This is a genomic window from Gemmobacter lutimaris, assembly GCF_003570715.1.
Classification (GTDB): domain Bacteria; phylum Pseudomonadota; class Alphaproteobacteria; order Rhodobacterales; family Rhodobacteraceae; genus Gemmobacter; species Gemmobacter lutimaris.
The window spans coordinates 55,906-73,111 of record NZ_QXXQ01000014.1 but is presented as its reverse complement, the minus strand read 5'-3'; the positions used below and the strand labels follow the sequence as shown (position 1 = coordinate 73,111).

Genomic DNA, 17,206 nt, shown 5'->3' with positions numbered 1-17,206 from the left:
CGGCAGGGTCGTTTGTTTCGCGCGCGAAACGGGGGCGTCAGGCCGGGACCGCCAGATCCAGCCAGATCATCCGCCCGTCGGGCCGCGCCGCGCGTGCCTTCACCTCGGCCAGATCGCGGGCATAGGCGGCGTCCAGCAGCGCCTTTTCCCCCGCGCTCCATGGCATGAAGCCCGGCCGCCCCGGACCGCGCGGCAGATCGCGCACCAGACGATGGACCTCGGCCTGGCTGACCGGCCCGGCCTCGGCCATGGCATGCAGCCGCATCACCGCCTCTTGTGAAAAGCCCACCCGTTCCGGTGCCCCCAGCAAGGTGAAGGCGCTTTCCGGCAATCCGGTCACACGGGACAGAAGCCGCGCCTCCTGCCCCGGCAGATCCTCGGCGCGGTAAAGCAGGAGGTCGCTGCCCGGAAAGGCGGCCAGAAGCCGGTCGATCAGCGGCAGCCAGCTCATCGCTTCGATCGGTTGGCGCAGAAAGGCCCTGAACGGTTTGAAAGGCGTGGATTTCAGTGTCTCGCAATAGAGCGAGGGCACGAAGCTGGCAAAGCCGCGCAGACCCAGAACCAGCCGCGGTCGTTCCAGGCGCAGGTGATCGGCAATGATCCGCGCCCGCTCGCCCGCACGGGGGTAGAAACCGCGCGGCTTCAGCCCGTGCTGCACCAGCGCGGGGATGTTTTCGTCAAACACCAGCCGGTGCCGCAGGCCGGGGGGCAGGTCGGCCGGGGCAGGGGGCGTGTCATGGCCGTCATGCAGCAGCGGCCGCGTCCATTTCCGGCGGAACTCGTCCAGCGAGACCCAGGCGATGCCGGCGGCGATCAGGGCGGGTTGCGACAGGTCCAGCGACTTTTGCAGAAAGGTGGTGCCCGTCTTGTGCAACCCCAGCCACAGCACATCGCCCTGCATTACCCGCTCCTTCATCGTGACGGCTCCTGCTACCCGCGCGACGCCGAATGTGCAACGGCCCGCCTTTGGGGGCGGGCCGTCAGGGGGGCAAGGCGGGAAGGATCAATCGTAAAGGATGGTCAGGTGGTGGCGGCGCACCAGCAGCAGACCAAGCGCCAGCAGGGCCAGCGTCACCAGCAGCACATAGGACATGCTGACATAATCGGCATTGTAGGTCGGATAGAAGCCCGTGCGCATTTCGCCCACGATATGCAGCAGCGGGTTCCACCACAGCACATCCTGCGCCACGCGCGGCAGGCTTTCATACATCACCAGAACGCCCGAGGCGATATAAAGCGGCCGTGTCGCCATGCCCCAGAACATGTCCCAGACCGGAAACAGCCCCGTCAGCGCGCAATTCACCAGCCCGGTCGCCATGCCCAGCAGTGCCGCCATCGTCATGGCGGTCAGGATCGGCCCCAGTTCCAGCACCGTGCGGGTTTCGGTCATCACGATCGTGCCGGTCAGCAGGATGAAGGAGATGATCATCGAGGTGATGGAATTCAGCAGGAATCGCGCCAGAACCGCGTCGATCCAGCGGACCGAGGGATACATCAGCAGGGGTTTGGAAAAGCCGAGACTGCGCGACACCGCATTGTCCACCCGGCTATACAGCGTGAAGGGCATGTTGCCGGTGGCGAAATACAGAAGGAAGCTGGTGCCGATCGGCGGGTTGCGCATCACCAGCGCAAACCCCATCGACAGCACCAGCAGCGCCCCCAGAGGTTCAAGCACGGCCCAGATATATCCGCCGGGCGACCGGCCGTAGCGGGTGGTCATCTCGCGCAGCATCAGCGCCACGATGGTGCGCAGCGTCGAGGCGGTATCCCCGCGCGAGAACGGACGGCCCAGGAAGGCGGGCTCCAGCGGCGATGCCAGCGGGCTGGCGGGCAGGGGGGCCTCGGCGAGGGCTGAGGGCGGGATCTGGGCCTGCATCTGGAACCTGTGAAGCATGCTGGTGTTTCGAGGCGACATTATGTAGAAGGATGCAAGACAGATCAAATCGGTTCCTTCTGAGGTAACGCTTTGAAAGATAAAGACAACCTCTCGCCGGAAACCGCGACCTCGCCAGATGGTGATGCCGGCGGCGAAACGGAAGCCGTATCGCAGGCCGGACGCAAGGGACGGGCCAAGGCCGCAGGTGTGGCCGGAACCCGGCGGAAAACCGCGCGGGCCGCGACCGGAAGCCGCAAGGCCGCCGGCACGGCCGGCAGCGGCAAGCGCGCCGCCTCGGGCACCGGGCGCAAGACCCGCGCCGCCCAGAGCGATGAACCCGAGGAACTGAGCCCCCGCGTGGCGGGGATCGTCGCCCATCTGCGCGACGGCGAGCCGCTGGACCCGATGACCAGCCTCGCCACGCCGGATGATGCCGCACCGCCCCCGGATGGCCAGACCGCTGCTGCCCCTGCCGCAGATCCGGCAGAGCCGGGCCGCCGTTCCGGCCGTGGCGGCGCGGCCCGCGTCATCGAGCTGCGTCCGCCCGCCGGGGCGGCCCGCGTCCGCCGCCGTCATCGCGGCGTCATCCTCAGTTTCGTTCTGGTGGTGATCCTGCCGCTGATCCTGGCGATGTCCTACCTGTTCCTCGTGGCGCAGGACGAATATGCCTCGACGGTGGGCTTTACCGTGCGGCGCGAGCAGGGGTCCACTTCCTCGACCGAACTTCTGGGCGGGCTGGCGCAATTCGCAGGCTCCAGCGGATCGTCGGAAAGCGACATCCTTTACGAATATATCCAGAGCCAGGAAATCGTTTCGGTCATCGACGAACGGATCGGGCTGGGCAATCTTTACGCAGTGCACTGGCCGGGCGATCCGCTGATGTCGCTCTGGCCCAATCCGACCATCGAGGATCTGCACTGGTTCTGGAAACGCATGGTGCGGATCTCGTATGACCAGTCAACCCGGCTGATCGAATTGCGGGTTCTGGCCTTCTCGGCCGAGGATGCGCAGCGTATCGCCACCGAGATCGTGGCGGCCAGCCAGAACCGCATCAATGACCTGAACAACCAGTCGCGGTCCGATGTGATGCGCTATGCGACCGAGGATCTGGAAACCGCGCTGGCGCGGCTGAAGGCTGCCCGCGAGGCGCTGAGCCGCTTCCGCACCCGCACCCAGATCGTCGATCCCTCGGCCGATATCCAGGGCCGGATGGGCGTGCTGAACAACCTTCAGCAGCAACTGGCGCAGGCGCTGATCGACAATGACATCGTGCTGGGCACCACCCAGCAGAACGACCCGCGCCGCGAGCAGGCCGCCCGCCGCATCCAGGTGATCCGCGACCGTATCGCGGACGAGCGCAAGACCTTCTCCTCGGATGTCGAGACCAATATCGCGGGCGAGAACTATCCGGCGCTGATCGCCGAATTCGAAAGCCTGACAGTCGATCTGCAATTCGCCGAGGAAACCTATCGCGCCTCGCTGGCCGCGGTGGATGTGGCCCGCGCCAATGCCTCGCGGCAGACGCTGTATCTGGCGCCCTATATCACGCCGACCCTGCCGCAGACCGCCGAATTCCCGCAGCGCATCATGCTGTCGGGGCTGATCGGGCTGTTCCTGCTGCTGGCCTGGTCGATCGGGGCGCTGATCTACTACAGCGTGCGCGACCGGAACTGAGCCGGGCAGGGCGATGATCCGGTTCGAGAACCTCTGCAAGAGCTATCGCATCGGCGAGACCCGCAAGGTGATCGTCGATAATCTCACCCTGACTTTGCCCACCGGGCAGTCGCTGGCGCTGCTGGGGCGCAACGGGGCCGGGAAATCGACCCTGTTGCAGATGGTGGCAGGCACCATCCTGCCCGACAGCGGGCGCATCACCTCGGATGGCACGATCAGCTGGCCGGTGGGGCTGGGCGGTTCGCTGCACCGCGAGTTGACCGGGGCGCAGAACATCCGCTTCATTGCCCGTGTTTATGGGGTCGATACCGAGGAGCTGGTGGATTTCGTCGAGGATTTCGCCGAACTGGGCCCGCATTTTCACATGCCGGTGCGCAGCTATTCCTCGGGGATGCGCTCGCGCCTTGCCTTTGGCGCCTCGATGGGCATCCGCTTTGACACCTATCTGGTGGACGAGGTGACGGCGGTGGGCGATGCGCGCTTCCGCCGCAAAAGCCGCGCGGTGTTCCGGGACCGGATGGCGAAATCGGGGGCCATCCTCGTGACCCACGACCTTGGCGCCCTGCGCGACTATTGCGATGCCGGGCTTCTGCTGGAAAACGGTCGGCTTTACTATTTCCCCGATCTGGACGAGGCGATCACCGTCCACAAGGCCCTGATGGAATAGGCGTCCCGATGGGTTCGGGCGCAGACGAAGCGGCCCCGACAGGCGGGGCCGGTTCCGGGCGGTCTTCAGGCCCTGCTCCGCCTGATCAGGGGGTCTCTGCCCCGGCCAGAAGACTGTATCCCACGGTTTCGGCCTGCGGGAAATTGACCCGTTCGGCCAGTTCGACATAGGGCCGGTTGGCCGGGGCCTTCCAGCTTTCGGAGGGGCGGATGGTGATATGGTCGGCCTTGTGCTTCAGCACTTCCTCGTTCACCGGCGGGAACAGATGGGTGCGGTCCCACGAGACATTGGCCGCATTCGGGGCAGTGAAGAAGCCGGTATTTTCCTCCAGCCCGGCCCAGGACTGGATGGCCTGCACCATTGGCAGCGGCGAGGTGGCGAAATCCTCATAGCGGATGCGGCGGAAGGCATCGGGCATCAGCGCCTCGAACTGGCCCATGCGGGCAAGGCGGCGGTTCCAGGCGCGCTGGTGGCCCTCCAGCTTGGCCGGGTTCTTGTTGAGCTTCGACCAGCTGGCGCAGACGGCGCGCGGGTCGCGGACGAGGTTAAGCATGTAAAGATCCACCTCCCCGGCCAGGGCCAGCGCAAGGCCAAGGCCGGGGGTCTTGGAGGAATCGATCAGCGCCCGCGTGCCCGCCACCTCGCGGCAGATCCGGTAAAGCCCGGCGGTCAGGTCAAGGAAGGCGGCATGATCCGCCGCCAACGCCGCCAGATCGGGGCGCACCGACCAGTCCCCGATCAGCTCGGCGCCTTTCGAGAAGGCCTCCAGCCCCTCCTTGAAACGGCTCAGCGCATGGATGCCGTAACCGGCCACCAGACGGGCCGCGACCTCGCCCCAGAAATCGCAGGTCACCAGCGGCTTTCCGCAGGAACAGACATGCTTTTTCGCAATGCCATCCGGCAGGTCGCGGATCTGGCCGATGTCGAAACAGTCATGGTTCTGCGACAGCAGCAGGCTGACGAAGGTCGTTCCCGACCGGCCGGCGCCCCCGAGGTAAACCACTTTCGTCCTTGTCATCCCGGTCTTTCCTTGCAGCATGGTGACGTATCCCTGCGCGCCTTGCAGGCCGCCTATTCGGTGAAGATGAAATCCAGCACTGTCGCGGCAAGGCCGCTGCCGGTGGTGGTGGCCAGCCTGCGGTCGATGCTGGCCATGGAATGCCGCGCGCCGGGCACCAGATCCAGCCGGAAGCTGGCCCCGGCCGCCGCAAGGCTCTGTCCGGCGGCTTTCGGGCTGTCATGCACGATCCGCGGATCGAAAGGGTTCACCCCGCCCGTCACCGGATAGCGGGTGTCGGCGGTGCCGTTGATATTGAGCACCCGCAGACCCTGAAGCCCGGTGCAGCCCTGTTCCGCCCGCCCGCCCGAAATGGCGACCAGCGCGAAAACCCGTTCGCCATGTTCGCAGGTGAAGCGATAGCCCATCTGCGCGCCGTTCGAATGACCCACCACCGCGACCGTGCGGCCCGTCCCGATCAGGCCAAGCGCGGCCAGATGATCCACCACATCGGCCAGATAGGCGGAATCGTCACTGTCCGGCCGGATGCCGGTGCCGCAGCACACGCCGTCATTCCAGGCGATGATGCGCTTGCCGCTTGCCGCCTGAAAGCTGGTCGCGGTCAGATAGGCCACGCGGAAGGGCACGGCAGCCTCGGTCCCGGTCAGGGGCAGGTCGCGCTGCATCCGGTCGGCCGTGCCGCCCACCCCGCTCAGCGCGAGGATCAGCGGCAGCGGGCCGGTCGCCCCCTCCGGCTGCACCAGATCGAAGGGCCGGCCATCGACGGTCATCGTCACCGTCCCGGCCCGCACGGCGGGGGCCAGTGCCGAAACCGCCAGCAGGGCCAGCAGCAGCGCAACGGTGGCGCGGCGGATCATCTGCCGATCCGGTCGAGCGCCGCGCCGACCAGCCGTGTGGTCAGCTTCATCGGCCCGGTGGAGCGGTTGGTGTGGTTGTAATCGCGGAAATCGCCGGGAACGAGGCCGAATTCGGCGGGCAGAACCACCTGCGTGCCCGTGCTGTCGGTGATCCGGCGCAGCAGGGCGCTGAAGCGGTTGCCGGGGTCCGCCAGATCCGGCGTGCCAACCTTTTCGGCGCGGATCGGATGCACGAAGGCGGTGCAATTGTCGGTCAGCCCGGCAATCGCACGCCAGGCGGTCAGCCAGATCTCGATCTCCATCGGGATGAAATCGCGCTTGCCGAGGAAGGTATCGCGGTCCTCGCGCTCGCGTTTCTTGATCCAGCCCGCTCCGGCGGTCACATCCTCTTCATCGGGGGCCGTGTCTTCGGGCGTATCGGGCCGGGCCAGCGGACCCAGATCGCCGCCCCATTCCGGCGCCCAGCGGCTGCGGGTATCGCCCGAGCGGACCTTGCCCAGCCGGAAATGCCCGGCCAGATACTTGTCCACGATCTCGGAATGGGCCGGATAGGGCAGGGTGCTCAGTTCAGAGGGTTCCAGCTCGAAAACCGCAAAGGCCACCGGCCTGCCGCTGCGGCGGATCACCTCGCAGGCATGCAGCACCAGTTCCGCCGTGCCCAGATTGCTGAGCGAGGCCGTGCCGAAATTGATCGCGGTGACCGGGCTGCCACGTTTCTGCGCCTCTTCTTCGGCCACCGTGGTGGAAATGGCGTTCATCGTGCCGGAGGAACCGAAGAACAGCGCCAGAGGATGCGGCGCGGTTTCGAGGAAGGCGGGCAGATGGGTCAGGCATTCGATGACCCGGCGGGCACGGATGTCCAGCGTCTTCTGCGCCTTGCGTGCCTTGGCATCCGTGGCCTGATCCGCCTTGCCCGTCTGCTTTGCGGCCTTGCCCGGCGCCTTCTTCTGGCGGGCCGCGGGCTGCGGGGCCTCGGCTTCCGCCTGTTCCTGATGCTTCTTCACGAAGCGGACCAGCCGGGCGACCGGCATTTCCGACAGGCGGAACACCTGATCCTGATCCAGCGGGATGCCATAGGTCTTTTCGATGGTTAGCGCGAATTCGGTGAAGGCCAGCGAATCCATTCCCGCATCCATCAGGTTCACCGCCTCCAGAATGGCGGCGCGGCTGAGAGCGGGATTGATCCGCATCGCGGTATCGACAAGGAACTTGCGGATCGGAACCATGGGCGGGGCGGCGTCCTTGGGCGCGGCAGGGGAGGTCTGCGCGGGGGCGGATTTCAGGTTAGCCGGTTTTCGGGCGGCGGGCTTCCGCTCCGTCTGCGGCTCGGCCACCAGTTCGCCGATGCGCGGGCGGTCGGCCTTGCCGCTGCCGTTGCGCGGAAATTCGTCGAAATGCCGGAAGGCGCTTGGCACCATATAGGCGGGCAGCACCGCCTTCACCCTGTCATGCAGCGCAGCGTCATCGCCGCGCCAGCCTTCCACTGCCGCGACCAGCGCGGTGGGATTGGCCGATTTCAGCGGCAAGGGCACCACCACGGCATTGCAGCCATCGGTCAGCTTGCGGATGGTGGCCTCGATCTCGCCGATCTCCACCCGGTAGCCGCGGATCTTGATCTGGTTGTCCATCCGGTCCACGAAATGCAATTCGTCCGGCGCGGCAACCACCACCCGGTCGCCGGTGCGATACCAGATCCCGTCCTCGCCGGGCAGGCGCACGAAGGCGCGGGCGGTCCGTTCGGGATCGTTCAGATAGCCCTCGGCCACCTGCGGCCCGGCAACCAGCAATTCCCCCATGCCGCCCGGTGCGACGGGCTGGCCCGCCTCGTCCAGCACCAGCGCCCGCATTCCCGGCAGGCAGGCCCCGATCGGCGTCAGGTCCAGCGGCGCCTGAACCGTCTGGCCGGGTTCGGGCAGGCGGTAGCGCAGGCAGACGATGGTGGCCTCGGTCGGGCCATACCAGTTTTCCACCCGCTGACAGGTCGCCCGCTGCCAGGCGCGGGCCAGCGCCAGCGGCAGCGCCTCGCCCACGAAGAAGGACAGCCGCAACTGCGACAGCGCGCCGGGGACCAGCGCGCCCTGAAGGCTCATCTTCTGGCCAAGCGAGGGCACCGAGAACCAGCAGGTCACCCGGTCGCGCCAGACGTAATCGGCAGGCCGTTCCAGATCGCGCGCGCTTGGCACCATCAACTGCCCGCCCGCCCGCCAGGCGATGAACAGGTCATGGACCGAGACATCGAAGGTCAGGTCGAAATTCTGTGAAAAGCGGTCTTCGGGGCCGAAATCCGCCACCTGATTGGCGGCTACCAGATAGGCATGCAGGTTGTCATGGCGGATCGGCACGCCCTTGGGCTGGCCGGTGCTGCCCGAGGTGAACAGAATATAGGCGAAGGGATTGTCATGGCGCCGCTCTGGCAGGGGGGCGGGGGCGGGCAGACCCGCGACCAGCCCGACCCCGGCGGTCTCTTCCAGAATGGCCTCGGCCCGCGCCCGCGCCTGCGTGCTGCTGACAAGGAAAGAGGCGCCCGAGAGCGTGACGATCAGCCGGTTGCGCAGATCGGGGAAGATCGGGTTCAGCGGCACATAGGCATGGCCCAGCATCAGTGCCGCCAGCACGCCCGCATAGCTTTCGATGCTGCGGTCGGCATAGATCGCGGTCACGCCGCGGCTGTCCGGGGTTTCCCGCGCGCCGATCTCTGCCGCGAGTGCCAAGGCCCGTTCGCCCAGTTCCCGATAGGTATAGTCGCGCCCTTCGACCCGGATCGCCAGCGCCATCGGTGTCTGCCGCATCCGCGCGGCGAAATCATGCCAGGCCCGCCACGGCCCCTGTGCGGGAATGGCCAGAAAGCGGGACATGTCGCCCTCATCAAAACCGGCACCGGGTGCCTGACCGGGTGCTTGAAGGAAACTCTGCATGTCTTGTCTCGGGTTGTCGGGCAAGGCCGTCTGCCTTCCGGCAGCCGCCGCCCGGTCTGGAAAGATACTGGCACCGAGATAGCCGCCACCGTCACCAAATGCCACCGGGAATTGCACAGTCCCGAGGCGGTTTGAAAAGGTCTGCCGCACCACCAGAGGCCCGCGGCGATCCGCTGCCCCGGTTGTGCCGCGCCACGAAGGCTGGCGCCTGTCTGCGCCGCCAGCAATACGCCGTGCGGGGGCGCCGCCGCGGCGCACCGGGGCGGGGTCTCAATTCATGCCTTTGGAAAATCAGGATTTCCCGGCACCCTTCCGCGGGGTCTTGGCCTTCTGGGCAGGTTTGCCCGCCTGCGGGCCTTTCGTGGGCCCGGCGGGGTCTGCGGCTTTCGCGGTGGCCGGGCCGGGGGCGGGGGGCTCGATTCCCAGCCGTTTCATCTCTTTCGCCACATCGGCACGTTTCTGCCGCTGGCGCTGGACCGCGGCCGTGTCCTTGCGCTGTTGTGCCAGCCGCAACTCGGCGCTGTGGCGCAGCCAGCGTTCGCGCAGCAGTTCTTCGGTGAAGCGGCGCACCATATGGCCAAGCTGCGGCTCGAAGGGGCAGGGCGTATCCAGCAGATGCAGGTTGCCCTCTTCGGGATAGGCGTCCCAGTCGGGGGTCAGGTCGGCGGCGGGCAGTTCGGGGTGGCGGGCCTCCAGCGCGCGGTTGGCTTCCTCGAAGCGGGTATGGATCTGCCGGGCCTGCGCACGGCCGGGCTGCACCTTCTCGCGGCCGGGCATCTCGTCGATGAAATAGTCCACCCGCTGCGGATGGCCGGCGGCGGCAAGGCTGCGGTTGATCGTATTGCCAAGCGCCACCGCCCGCCAGTCCAGTGCGGTATTCACCCGTTCCGGCTCGGTCAGGCCGGTCATGTCGATGCCCAGATCCTCGATCAGGGCGCGGGTGATGTCGGGGCGGCGGCGGAAGGGGATCAGCCGGATATTTCCGGCACCGAAGACCGGCTCCCATTCATCCAGAAACCGGCCGTAGCCATAGAAGCGGTTGTCGGGGGCGATGGCCGGGCGCGACAGGCTGGCGGCGGTGATATGCCGCCCCATGCGGATCAGCTGCGAGGCATTGGACATCAGCAGATCGACCTGCGGGCGCAGATGCAGCCAGACCTCGATCTCGTCGAACAGCGGCGCCAGCAGCGCGTGCAGCCGCTCGGCCATGGGGCGGCGGTCGATCTTGCTGTAGATATGTTCGTTCGACATCACGAAACAGCGCATGCCCGGATGGGCCTCGACCTCGCGGGCGATGGCGCGTTGCAGCTGGTTGCGGAATGCGGCGTGGCTTTCGTCCGAGGTGATGCCGAAACGGGCGAAGCTTTCATCGGGCTTGTCGGTATCGCGGGCATAGGCCATCAGGCGGCGATGGTTCTCGGCCCCCGGCGCGCGGGCATAGCGGATGCCCTGCTGCGTCAGCGCGGCGCGGTTCTGCGCGAACCAGCGCTGCATGCTGGTGGTGCCGGTCTTCGGGGTGCCGATATGCAGGATCAGTTTCATGCCGCGTCATTTCCGTTCCGGCCCGGCCGATCCGGGCACCGGGGCTTTCTGGCGGATTTCCGTCAGGGAATCCAGCCTGACCGGCGGGTCCGGGGCTTTCGGTGCGCGGGTTGCCTGCTTTGGGGCCGCGGTCAGCCGCGGGTGCCCGGACCGCGGGCATAGGCATCCTCGTAGCGCTGGATGTCATCCTCGCCCAGATAGCTGCCGGTCTGCACCTCGATCAGCACCATGGGCAGCTTGCCGGGGTTTTCCAGCCGGTGCCGGACCCCCAGCGGGATATAGACCGACTGGTTTTCCGTCACCAGCCGCACCTCATCGCCGATGGTGACCCGTGCGGTGCCCTCGACCACGATCCAGTGTTCGGCGCGGTGATGGTGGCTTTGCAGGCTCAGCTGTCCGCCGGGGTGCACGAGGATGCGCTTGACCTGAAAGCGTGGCCCGCGGGCAAGGCTTTCGAACCAGCCCCAGGGCCGGTGGTCGCGGGGGAATTCCTCGGCCTGCGCCACGCCCCCGGCCTTCAGCCGGGCCACCGCCAGCTTCACATCCTGCGCATGGGCGCGGTCGGCCACCAGCACGGCATCGGGCATGGCCACGGCGATCAGATCCTTCACGCCGATGGCGACCAGTTGCAGCCCCTCGGCCTCGCTGCGCAGCAGGCTGTCGGCACAGCCGAGCGCGGTCACCGCGCCCTGCGTCACCACGCCTGCGGCATCGGGGCCGGTCTCGCGCCAGACTGCCTCCCAGCCGCCCAGATCGGACCAGGCGCCACCATAGGGCAGCACATCCAGATTGCCGGCCTTTTCCATCACCGCATAGTCGATCGAGATATCCTCGACCGCCTCCCAGGGGGCAGGGTCAAGCCGCTGGAAGGCCAGATCGGGCTGCGTGCCCGCGACCGAGGCGCGCACCGCCGCCAGCAGGACCGGGGCATGGGCTTCGAAAGCCGCGATCAGCGTGGCGGCGGTAAAGAGGAAGATCCCGGCATTCCACAGATGGCGGCCATCGGCCAGCATGGCGGCGGCGGTGGCGGCATCGGGTTTCTCGACGAAGCGGCAAAGCGGCCGGGGCGCGGGGGCGGTGAAATCCGCCGGGGCGCTGCCCTCGGGCTCCAGCCAGCCATAGCCGGTCTCGGCCCGGTCGGGGCGGATGCCGAAGGTGACGATGCGGCCTGCGGCAGCGGCAGGCAGGGCGGCGGCAACGGCGGCGCGGAAGCCTTCGGCATCGGGCACCACATGATCCGAGGGCGCGACCAGCAGCAGCGCGCCGGGGTCATCCGCCGCCAGCCACAGCGCGGCGGCCAGAATGGCGGGAGCGGTGTTGCGCGGGGCGGGTTCGATCAGCAGCGCGGCGGGCGCGGTCTCGATCTGCGCCAGCTGTTCCAGCACGATGAAGCGGAAATCGCTGGCCGTCACCACCAGCGGCGCGGCAAAACCCGGCCCCGCCAGACGCCGGGCCGAGGCCTGAAACAGGCTTTCCGCCCCGGTCAGCGGCGCGAACTGCTTGGGATAGCTCTTGCGCGACAGCGGCCAGAGCCGGGTGCCGGAGCCACCGCACAGCAGCACGGGATGCACGACCGGAGACCGGGGCGACGGGGGGGCGGAGGGGGGCACAGCTTGGGCAGTCACGGAACGGGCCTCGGGGATCGCGGGATGGCGCAATGTGCCGGGGGCGAATGGCGGTTTTGTGGCGCGGGCGGGGCGCGCGTGCCCCCCAGTGCCGCGCGCGTCCCCCCGCGCCGGATCAGGATTGCAGCGGGCCCGCGTCGCCGTCTTCTCCGGCCATCTCGGGGGCCATCTCGGGCAGCAGGCTGGCGGGCAGGGCGGGCGGCAGGTCCGGCATCGGCAGGTCGCGCAGCGCTGCATAGCGGGCGATTTCCTGCCCGATCCGCATTTGCCGTTCCAGCGCCCCGGTGCGCTGGCCCTGATCGGCAAGCGCGGTTTCCAGCCGCCGCAGATGCGACTGCACGCCCGACAGCAGGCTCTGGGTGCGGCTGGCCGCCCAGACCGCCACCACGCCCGGGACATCGCCCCGGCGCAGGGCACCCGCCACCGCGCCGATCTGGGTGCTGGCAAAACGCTCGGCCGCGGCCTGCCAGACCGGCTCGGGCACCTCGGCCAGAACCTGCGCCGCGCGGCCAGCATAGGCCCAGTAGGCGGAGGGGGCGAGCCGCTCCACATGCCAGGCCATGTTGTTCAGCAGCCAGTCCAGCGCGGTGCCCGCGCGGGCGGTTTCATCGCCAGTGGGCAGGAGCCCGCGGATCGTGCGGTAATGATCGAAGAAGGCCGCAAGCTCGGCCCCGGTCGAGGCCATGGTCTGTCCGGGCCGGTTGATCCGGTGCTGACAGAGCAGCGCATCGTGGAAGGCGATGCTTTCGGCCTTCAGGCAGACCGCCCAGTGAAACGGGTTGTCCTCGAAGAAGAACCGCCCCTCGGGGAAGCGCAGCCCGTGGCGGCGCAGGAAATCGCTGCGATAGAACTTGCGCCAGGGCACGGCGATCATGGCCAGCGCCAGATCGCGCGCCGCCTCGCCGGTGCCGCCGCGCCGCAGGGCGGGCACCCGTGCCCAGCGGGCGGCATCGGCCGGGCGGCGGTGGCTGTCCTTCGCCTCGTCATATTCGGCGTAATTGCCGATCAGGATATCGGCGCCCGAGCGTTCGAAGGCGGCGCGGCAGGCATGGAAGCCCGGCGCCTCCAGCCAGTCGTCGCCATCGACGAAGAACAGCCCCGCCAGCGCCGGATCGGCCAGCACCTCGGCCATGCCGGTATTGCCCGCGATGCCGACCCCGCCGATCGTATTGGTGCCGAACAGGACGGGCGTCACCGTCACCCCGGCGCCCAGACCGGCCGCGGCGCGTTCGGCGATGCGTTCGGCGCTGCCGTCGGAAGATCCGTCATCCACCAGCACCACCCGGTCGCCCGGCCGCACGCAGGCGGCAAGGCTGTCGAGGCAGCGGTCGATATAGGGCAGGATGTTGTAGCTGGTGACGACGAAGCCCAGCGGCATCTCGCGGCTCATGTCCGGCCCTCCGCCAGAAAACGGTTGATCCGCCCGGCCAGATCCGGGTCGGCCTGTGCGACAAGCGTGAACAGCGCGGGCGTCAGGGCGCGGCGCAGGAAATCCTGCGCCCGCCAGCGGAAGGTGGCGCGCAGTTCGGGTTCCAGCGTCTCGTCGATCCAGCGAAAGAGGTTGAGGTAGAATTCCGCCGCCGCATCGCCGAAGGCCGCCGCCCGCGGGCCCGAGGCGGTCAGCGCCGCCTGCACCGCCTCCAGCGCGTGAAACACCTCGAACCGGTCGAGCCCGCTGCGGTTGGTCAGCCGGCTGCCGCCCTGCGCCACGAAATGCTCGCAGCCCTCGCGGGTGGAGACGAGGATGCGCCGGGCATGGAAAAAGCCGGTCCAGTGCAGTTCCACATCGTTGTGCACCGGGATCTCGGTGCAGCGGATGGCGGCCGCGCGCAGAAAGGCGGTGCGGTAGATCTTGTTCCAGGGATAGGCGGCGATGCGCACCATCCGCGCGGCCTGCGCCCGGTCGATCAGAGCCGGGGCCTCGGCCGCGCGCAGCAGATCCCACAGCCGCTGGTCGCCCGCCAGCGGCCCCGGCGTGCCACTGGCGCGGGTGCGGCTGTCGATATGGCGGAACAGGCAGAAATCGAAGGGCGCGTCTTCGGAGGGCAGGGCGGCCAGATCGGCCAGCAGCGCGGTCAGGCCGGGGAGCGGCAGATCGTCGGAATCGAAGAACAGCACATGCGGGCAGTCCACCCGCGCAAGGCCGAGGTTTCGGGCATGGCCCGCGCCCTTCTGGGTCGCGCTGCGCAGCCACAGGATGCGGGAATCCGTCGCCAGACCGGGCAGGCCGATGCTTTTCGCGCCGACCGGCACATCCGAGGCATCGTCAACCACGATGATCTGCGCCACACCCGGCAGGGCGGTCAGCACGGGCAGCAGCCGCGCCAGCCCCTCGGGGTCGTTCCAGACCGGAATGACAACCGACAGCGGCAGGGCCGGTGCCGGTGTCGGTGCGGGTACAGACCCTGCTTCGGGCCCCGGTTCGGAAGCGGCCACCGTATCGGCCTGCATCTCGGCCCCCATGCCCGGCCCCGTCAGATCACGAAGACCCGCAGATCCTGCAGGTCGATCGTTGCGGTTTCGGGGCGGAAGAACAGCACCAGCTCGCGCCAGGGCGCGGGGGCGGCCAGATCGGGGTGATCGTCGATCACCAGCGCATCCAGATGCAGGCTCGGTTCCGCATAGGCGATGGCGGTCTTGCGGAAGAAGATGTCGCGGAAGCCTTCGGCCGTGCCGGTGCGCAGGCAGGGGCGGAAGGTGGTCGATTGCGGCGCGGCGGAGCGGCAGACAAGGCCGAACATCATCCGACCCGACAGATCGCATTCCTCCAGCGCGATATGCAGCGCCAGCCAGCGCGCGCCTGCGGGCACGGTGAATTCGGCCCGCATCAGCGCGCCGGGGCGGCTTTCGATGGCGATGCCGGTCGGCGCCTCGGGATCGGTGTTGAAAAAGACGCCCGGGACCAGCGGTTCCCCCGCGGGCAGCGGGGCCGTGGCACGGTCGAGCGCGCGCAGTTCCGCCACACGGGCATTGATGCCGGCTTCCGGGCCGAGATCGAGGCTGTGGGTCATACGTGGTTCCTCAGCGGTTCTCGGGGGCATGTGCCCCGCAGGGAATTCTGGCCCGGTTCCGGGCCGGGTGCGACAGGTCAGGCCCGAGTTACGGGCCGGGGGCGGGGCTTGTCAATCGGCGCGGGTGCCGACGGCGGTGCGGTGCGGGTCTCAGAACAGCTCCCGCAGGCGGGCGGTGATCCGCCGGGCGCGGGCGGCAAAGGTATGGCGATGGCGCACCAGCGCATGCAGCGCGGCCGCGCGGGCGGCGCGTTCGGCCGGGCGCGCGGTGAAATGGCGGATCGCGCGGTCCAGTTCGGCGGCATCGCGCACCTGCGGCAACTGGCCGAAGAACATGCCCGCCCCTTCGAACCCGTCCGACAGCGGAAACCCCCCCGCCATGGCGATGTCGAACAGCCGGTTCGAGACGAAGCCGCGTGCCGCCATGTCGGGCCAGTGGTCGTTCAGCACGATTCTGGCCCGGCGGTAATAGGCGCCGAGGCTGGCATTGGGCAGCGATTGCGCCCGCACGAAGGGTTCTGCCGGGGTATCCTCCCATTCCGCGCCGTAGATCGCGGGCGGATGCCCGGTGGCCAGCGCGGCCGAGACGATCCAGCGGTCGGCCCGGCGCGAATTGCCGACAAAAAGCAGCGGATGGGCGGGCAGGCTGGCCTCGGCCTGCCGCGCCGCGCCGGTCTGCGTATCGGGGGCGAAGCGGTCGGGGTCGGAACATTGCAGCAAGGCCGAGACCCGCGCGCCCATCAGCGGTTTCAGCGCCGCCGCATGGGGCAGCGAGGCCACGAAGACATGGTCGTAACGCAAGAGTTCCGGCGCCTCCACCCGGTCGGGGTGGCTCAGCATCCACATCAGGTTCACCGGGCCGGGGCGCGGGCGGCAGCGCCGCACCCCGCGCAGCAGAAGCGTGGCATCGGGGGCGGAATCCTCCGGCATCTCCCAGTCCTCGGCCAGCGCCACCCGCACCGTCACCCCTTCGGCGCGCAGCGCCACGGCAAGGCTGCCCGCGAAGTGATAGTCGCCCCAGCGATGCGCCCGCGCCGGATCGGGGGCGGGGCAGCGGATGGTCAGGCGCGGTGCGATCTCGCCCTGCCGCAGCCTTTGCCGCCGCCCGGTCAGATGCAGCGCCGCCGCGCGCGGCGGGGCGGGCACCGGCACCGGCGGATGATCGGGCCGCGGCAGTGGCCGCAGAAGGACCGGCCCCGCCGCCTCGGCCTGCAGGATCCGGCCCAGCTCGGCGGCATCGGTGCCGGCATCGGCCAGCACCAGCCGCAGCAGCCCCGCCCGCAGCGCGGCCATCCCCTCGGGCAGCCGGGTCAGCATATGCGCGACCGCATGGCCGGGGCTGGCATCCAGCACCAGACATTCGGCCCCCTCCGGCCCCTGACCGGCAGCCTTGCCGGCAAGGCCGCGCCGGATCAGTGCCAGCGCGGGCCCGGCCTCGGCCCCGTCCTGCACCGCCAGCACGAGGCTGGCGCCCGCCGTCAGCCCGCCGCGGATCTGGCGCGGATCGGGGTCCAGCCCCCGCGCCCAGCCCTCGCGCGCGTAATGCAGGATCGCCGCCTCCTGCGGGTCGCGCCGCGCCGCGCTCAGCACCTCGTAGCCGGTCGGGTCGAACCAGGGGGCGGGTGCCTCCCCGCGCCGCCAGCCCCCCGCCAGATGCGCCAGCAGCGGCCCGCCCGGTTGCGCCGCCGCGGTCGCGGGCGCCTCGAACAGGCAGACCAGCCGCAGCAGCGCGTCCGGCTCGGGGCAGAACCCGCGCAGCGCCGCCAGCGCGCTGGGCGACCGCCCCGTGCCGGGGGCCAGCAGCCCGCGCGCCACGGTCAGGGCGGTCTCGTCCGGCAGGGCACAGAGTTTTGCGATCCGTGCGGCCAGCACTCCCGGTCCGGGGAGGGGGAAGGCCGGGCGGGCGCTGCTCATTTTTTCACCTCCTCGGCACCTTCGGTGGGCAGGGTTCACTATTTTTTGCCATATTGGCGGGCATCTGCCTTTCGGGGGGCGGAAACCTGCCGGCCATTCTGACACAT

At 68.8% G+C, this 17,206-nt stretch carries 13 protein-coding genes; 2 read left to right on the top strand and 11 right to left on the bottom strand.

Features of this window, described 5'->3' with window-relative positions:
• Positions 1-37: 37 nt before the first annotated feature.
• Entirely contained in the window at positions 38-916 is an 879-nt protein-coding gene (locus tag D2N39_RS18490; protein WP_147373516.1) for a hypothetical protein, read from the bottom strand.
• An 87-nt stretch (positions 917-1,003) separates the two neighbouring features.
• Positions 1,004-1,894, bottom strand: coding sequence for an ABC transporter permease (locus tag D2N39_RS18485; RefSeq protein WP_233557263.1), 891 nt, complete (start codon positions 1,892-1,894; stop codon positions 1,004-1,006).
• Between the two features lie 72 nt (positions 1,895-1,966).
• Here D2N39_RS18485 and D2N39_RS18480 point away from each other — a divergent pair, with 72 nt between their 5' ends.
• Both D2N39_RS18480 and D2N39_RS18475 read left to right on the top strand, forming a co-directional pair.
• Positions 1,967-3,550, top strand: coding sequence for a sugar transporter (locus D2N39_RS18480; protein WP_119136258.1), 1,584 nt, complete (start codon positions 1,967-1,969; stop codon positions 3,548-3,550).
• 13 nt (positions 3,551-3,563) lie between these two features.
• The gene (locus tag D2N39_RS18475; protein WP_119136257.1) at positions 3,564-4,217 is read left to right on the top strand and encodes an ABC transporter ATP-binding protein; all 654 of its coding nucleotides are present in this window, start codon (positions 3,564-3,566) and stop codon (positions 4,215-4,217) included.
• Positions 4,218-4,302: 85 nt separating this feature from the next.
• Here the strand turns inward: D2N39_RS18475 and D2N39_RS18470 are convergent, their stop codons facing one another.
• The 9 genes from D2N39_RS18470 to D2N39_RS18435 all read right to left on the bottom strand — a co-directional run bounded on the left by D2N39_RS18470 (position 4,303) and on the right by D2N39_RS18435 (position 17,099).
• Positions 4,303-5,235, bottom strand: a complete 933-nt coding sequence (locus tag D2N39_RS18470; RefSeq protein WP_158589876.1) for a sulfotransferase — start codon at positions 5,233-5,235, stop codon at positions 4,303-4,305.
• A 53-nt stretch (positions 5,236-5,288) separates the two neighbouring features.
• Positions 5,289-6,092 carry a hypothetical protein gene (locus D2N39_RS18465; RefSeq protein ID WP_119136255.1) on the bottom strand — a complete coding sequence of 268 codons (804 nt, stop codon included), beginning with the start codon at positions 6,090-6,092 and terminating at the stop codon, positions 5,289-5,291.
• A complete protein-coding gene (locus tag D2N39_RS18460; protein ID WP_158589875.1) occupies positions 6,089-8,947 on the bottom strand; it encodes a non-ribosomal peptide synthetase in 2,859 nt (952 codons plus the stop codon). The genes D2N39_RS18465 and D2N39_RS18460 overlap by 4 nt, the downstream gene beginning before the upstream one ends.
• A 351-nt stretch (positions 8,948-9,298) precedes the next feature.
• On the bottom strand, positions 9,299-10,549 hold the full coding sequence (locus D2N39_RS18455; protein WP_119136253.1) for a hypothetical protein: 1,251 nt from the start codon (positions 10,547-10,549) through the stop codon (positions 9,299-9,301).
• 131 nt (positions 10,550-10,680) lie between these two features.
• A complete protein-coding gene (locus tag D2N39_RS18450; protein ID WP_233557261.1) occupies positions 10,681-12,174 on the bottom strand; it encodes a mannose-1-phosphate guanylyltransferase/mannose-6-phosphate isomerase in 1,494 nt (497 codons plus the stop codon).
• A 115-nt stretch (positions 12,175-12,289) separates the two neighbouring features.
• The gene (locus D2N39_RS23405) at positions 12,290-13,564 is read right to left on the bottom strand and encodes a glycosyltransferase family 2 protein (RefSeq protein ID WP_119136251.1); all 1,275 of its coding nucleotides are present in this window, start codon (positions 13,562-13,564) and stop codon (positions 12,290-12,292) included.
• The gene (locus D2N39_RS18440; protein ID WP_158589874.1) at positions 13,561-14,637 is read right to left on the bottom strand and encodes a glycosyltransferase family 2 protein; all 1,077 of its coding nucleotides are present in this window, start codon (positions 14,635-14,637) and stop codon (positions 13,561-13,563) included. The genes D2N39_RS23405 and D2N39_RS18440 overlap by 4 nt, the downstream gene beginning before the upstream one ends.
• Before the next feature lie 11 nt (positions 14,638-14,648).
• Positions 14,649-15,185 carry a hypothetical protein gene (locus tag D2N39_RS22985; protein WP_158589873.1) on the bottom strand — a complete coding sequence of 179 codons (537 nt, stop codon included), beginning with the start codon at positions 15,183-15,185 and terminating at the stop codon, positions 14,649-14,651.
• A 150-nt stretch (positions 15,186-15,335) separates the two neighbouring features.
• Positions 15,336-17,099, bottom strand: coding sequence for a glycosyltransferase family protein (locus tag D2N39_RS18435; protein WP_119136249.1), 1,764 nt, complete (start codon positions 17,097-17,099; stop codon positions 15,336-15,338).
• Positions 17,100-17,206 lie beyond the last annotated feature (107 nt).

Bases quoted from the DNA above. Each gene is read 5' to 3' on its own strand.
- D2N39_RS18475 (WP_119136257.1), top strand. From the start codon at position 3,564: ATGATCCGGTTCGAGAACCTCTGCAAGAGCTATCGCATCGGCGAGACC.
- D2N39_RS18485 (WP_233557263.1), bottom strand. From the start codon at position 1,894: ATGCTTCACAGGTTCCAGATGCAGGCCCAGATCCCGCCCTCAGCCCTC.
- D2N39_RS22985 (WP_158589873.1), bottom strand. From the start codon at position 15,185: ATGACCCACAGCCTCGATCTCGGCCCGGAAGCCGGCATCAATGCCCGT.
- D2N39_RS18455 (WP_119136253.1), bottom strand. From the start codon at position 10,549: ATGAAACTGATCCTGCATATCGGCACCCCGAAGACCGGCACCACCAGC.
- D2N39_RS23405 (WP_119136251.1), bottom strand. From the start codon at position 13,564: ATGAGCCGCGAGATGCCGCTGGGCTTCGTCGTCACCAGCTACAACATC.
- D2N39_RS18465 (WP_119136255.1), bottom strand. From the start codon at position 6,092: ATGATCCGCCGCGCCACCGTTGCGCTGCTGCTGGCCCTGCTGGCGGTT.
- D2N39_RS18435 (WP_119136249.1), bottom strand. From the start codon at position 17,099: ATGAGCAGCGCCCGCCCGGCCTTCCCCCTCCCCGGACCGGGAGTGCTG.
- D2N39_RS18460 (WP_158589875.1), bottom strand. From the start codon at position 8,947: ATGTCCCGCTTTCTGGCCATTCCCGCACAGGGGCCGTGGCGGGCCTGG.
- D2N39_RS18440 (WP_158589874.1), bottom strand. From the start codon at position 14,637: ATGGGGGCCGAGATGCAGGCCGATACGGTGGCCGCTTCCGAACCGGGG.
- D2N39_RS18490 (WP_147373516.1), bottom strand. From the start codon at position 916: ATGAAGGAGCGGGTAATGCAGGGCGATGTGCTGTGGCTGGGGTTGCAC.
- D2N39_RS18470 (WP_158589876.1), bottom strand. From the start codon at position 5,235: ATGACAAGGACGAAAGTGGTTTACCTCGGGGGCGCCGGCCGGTCGGGA.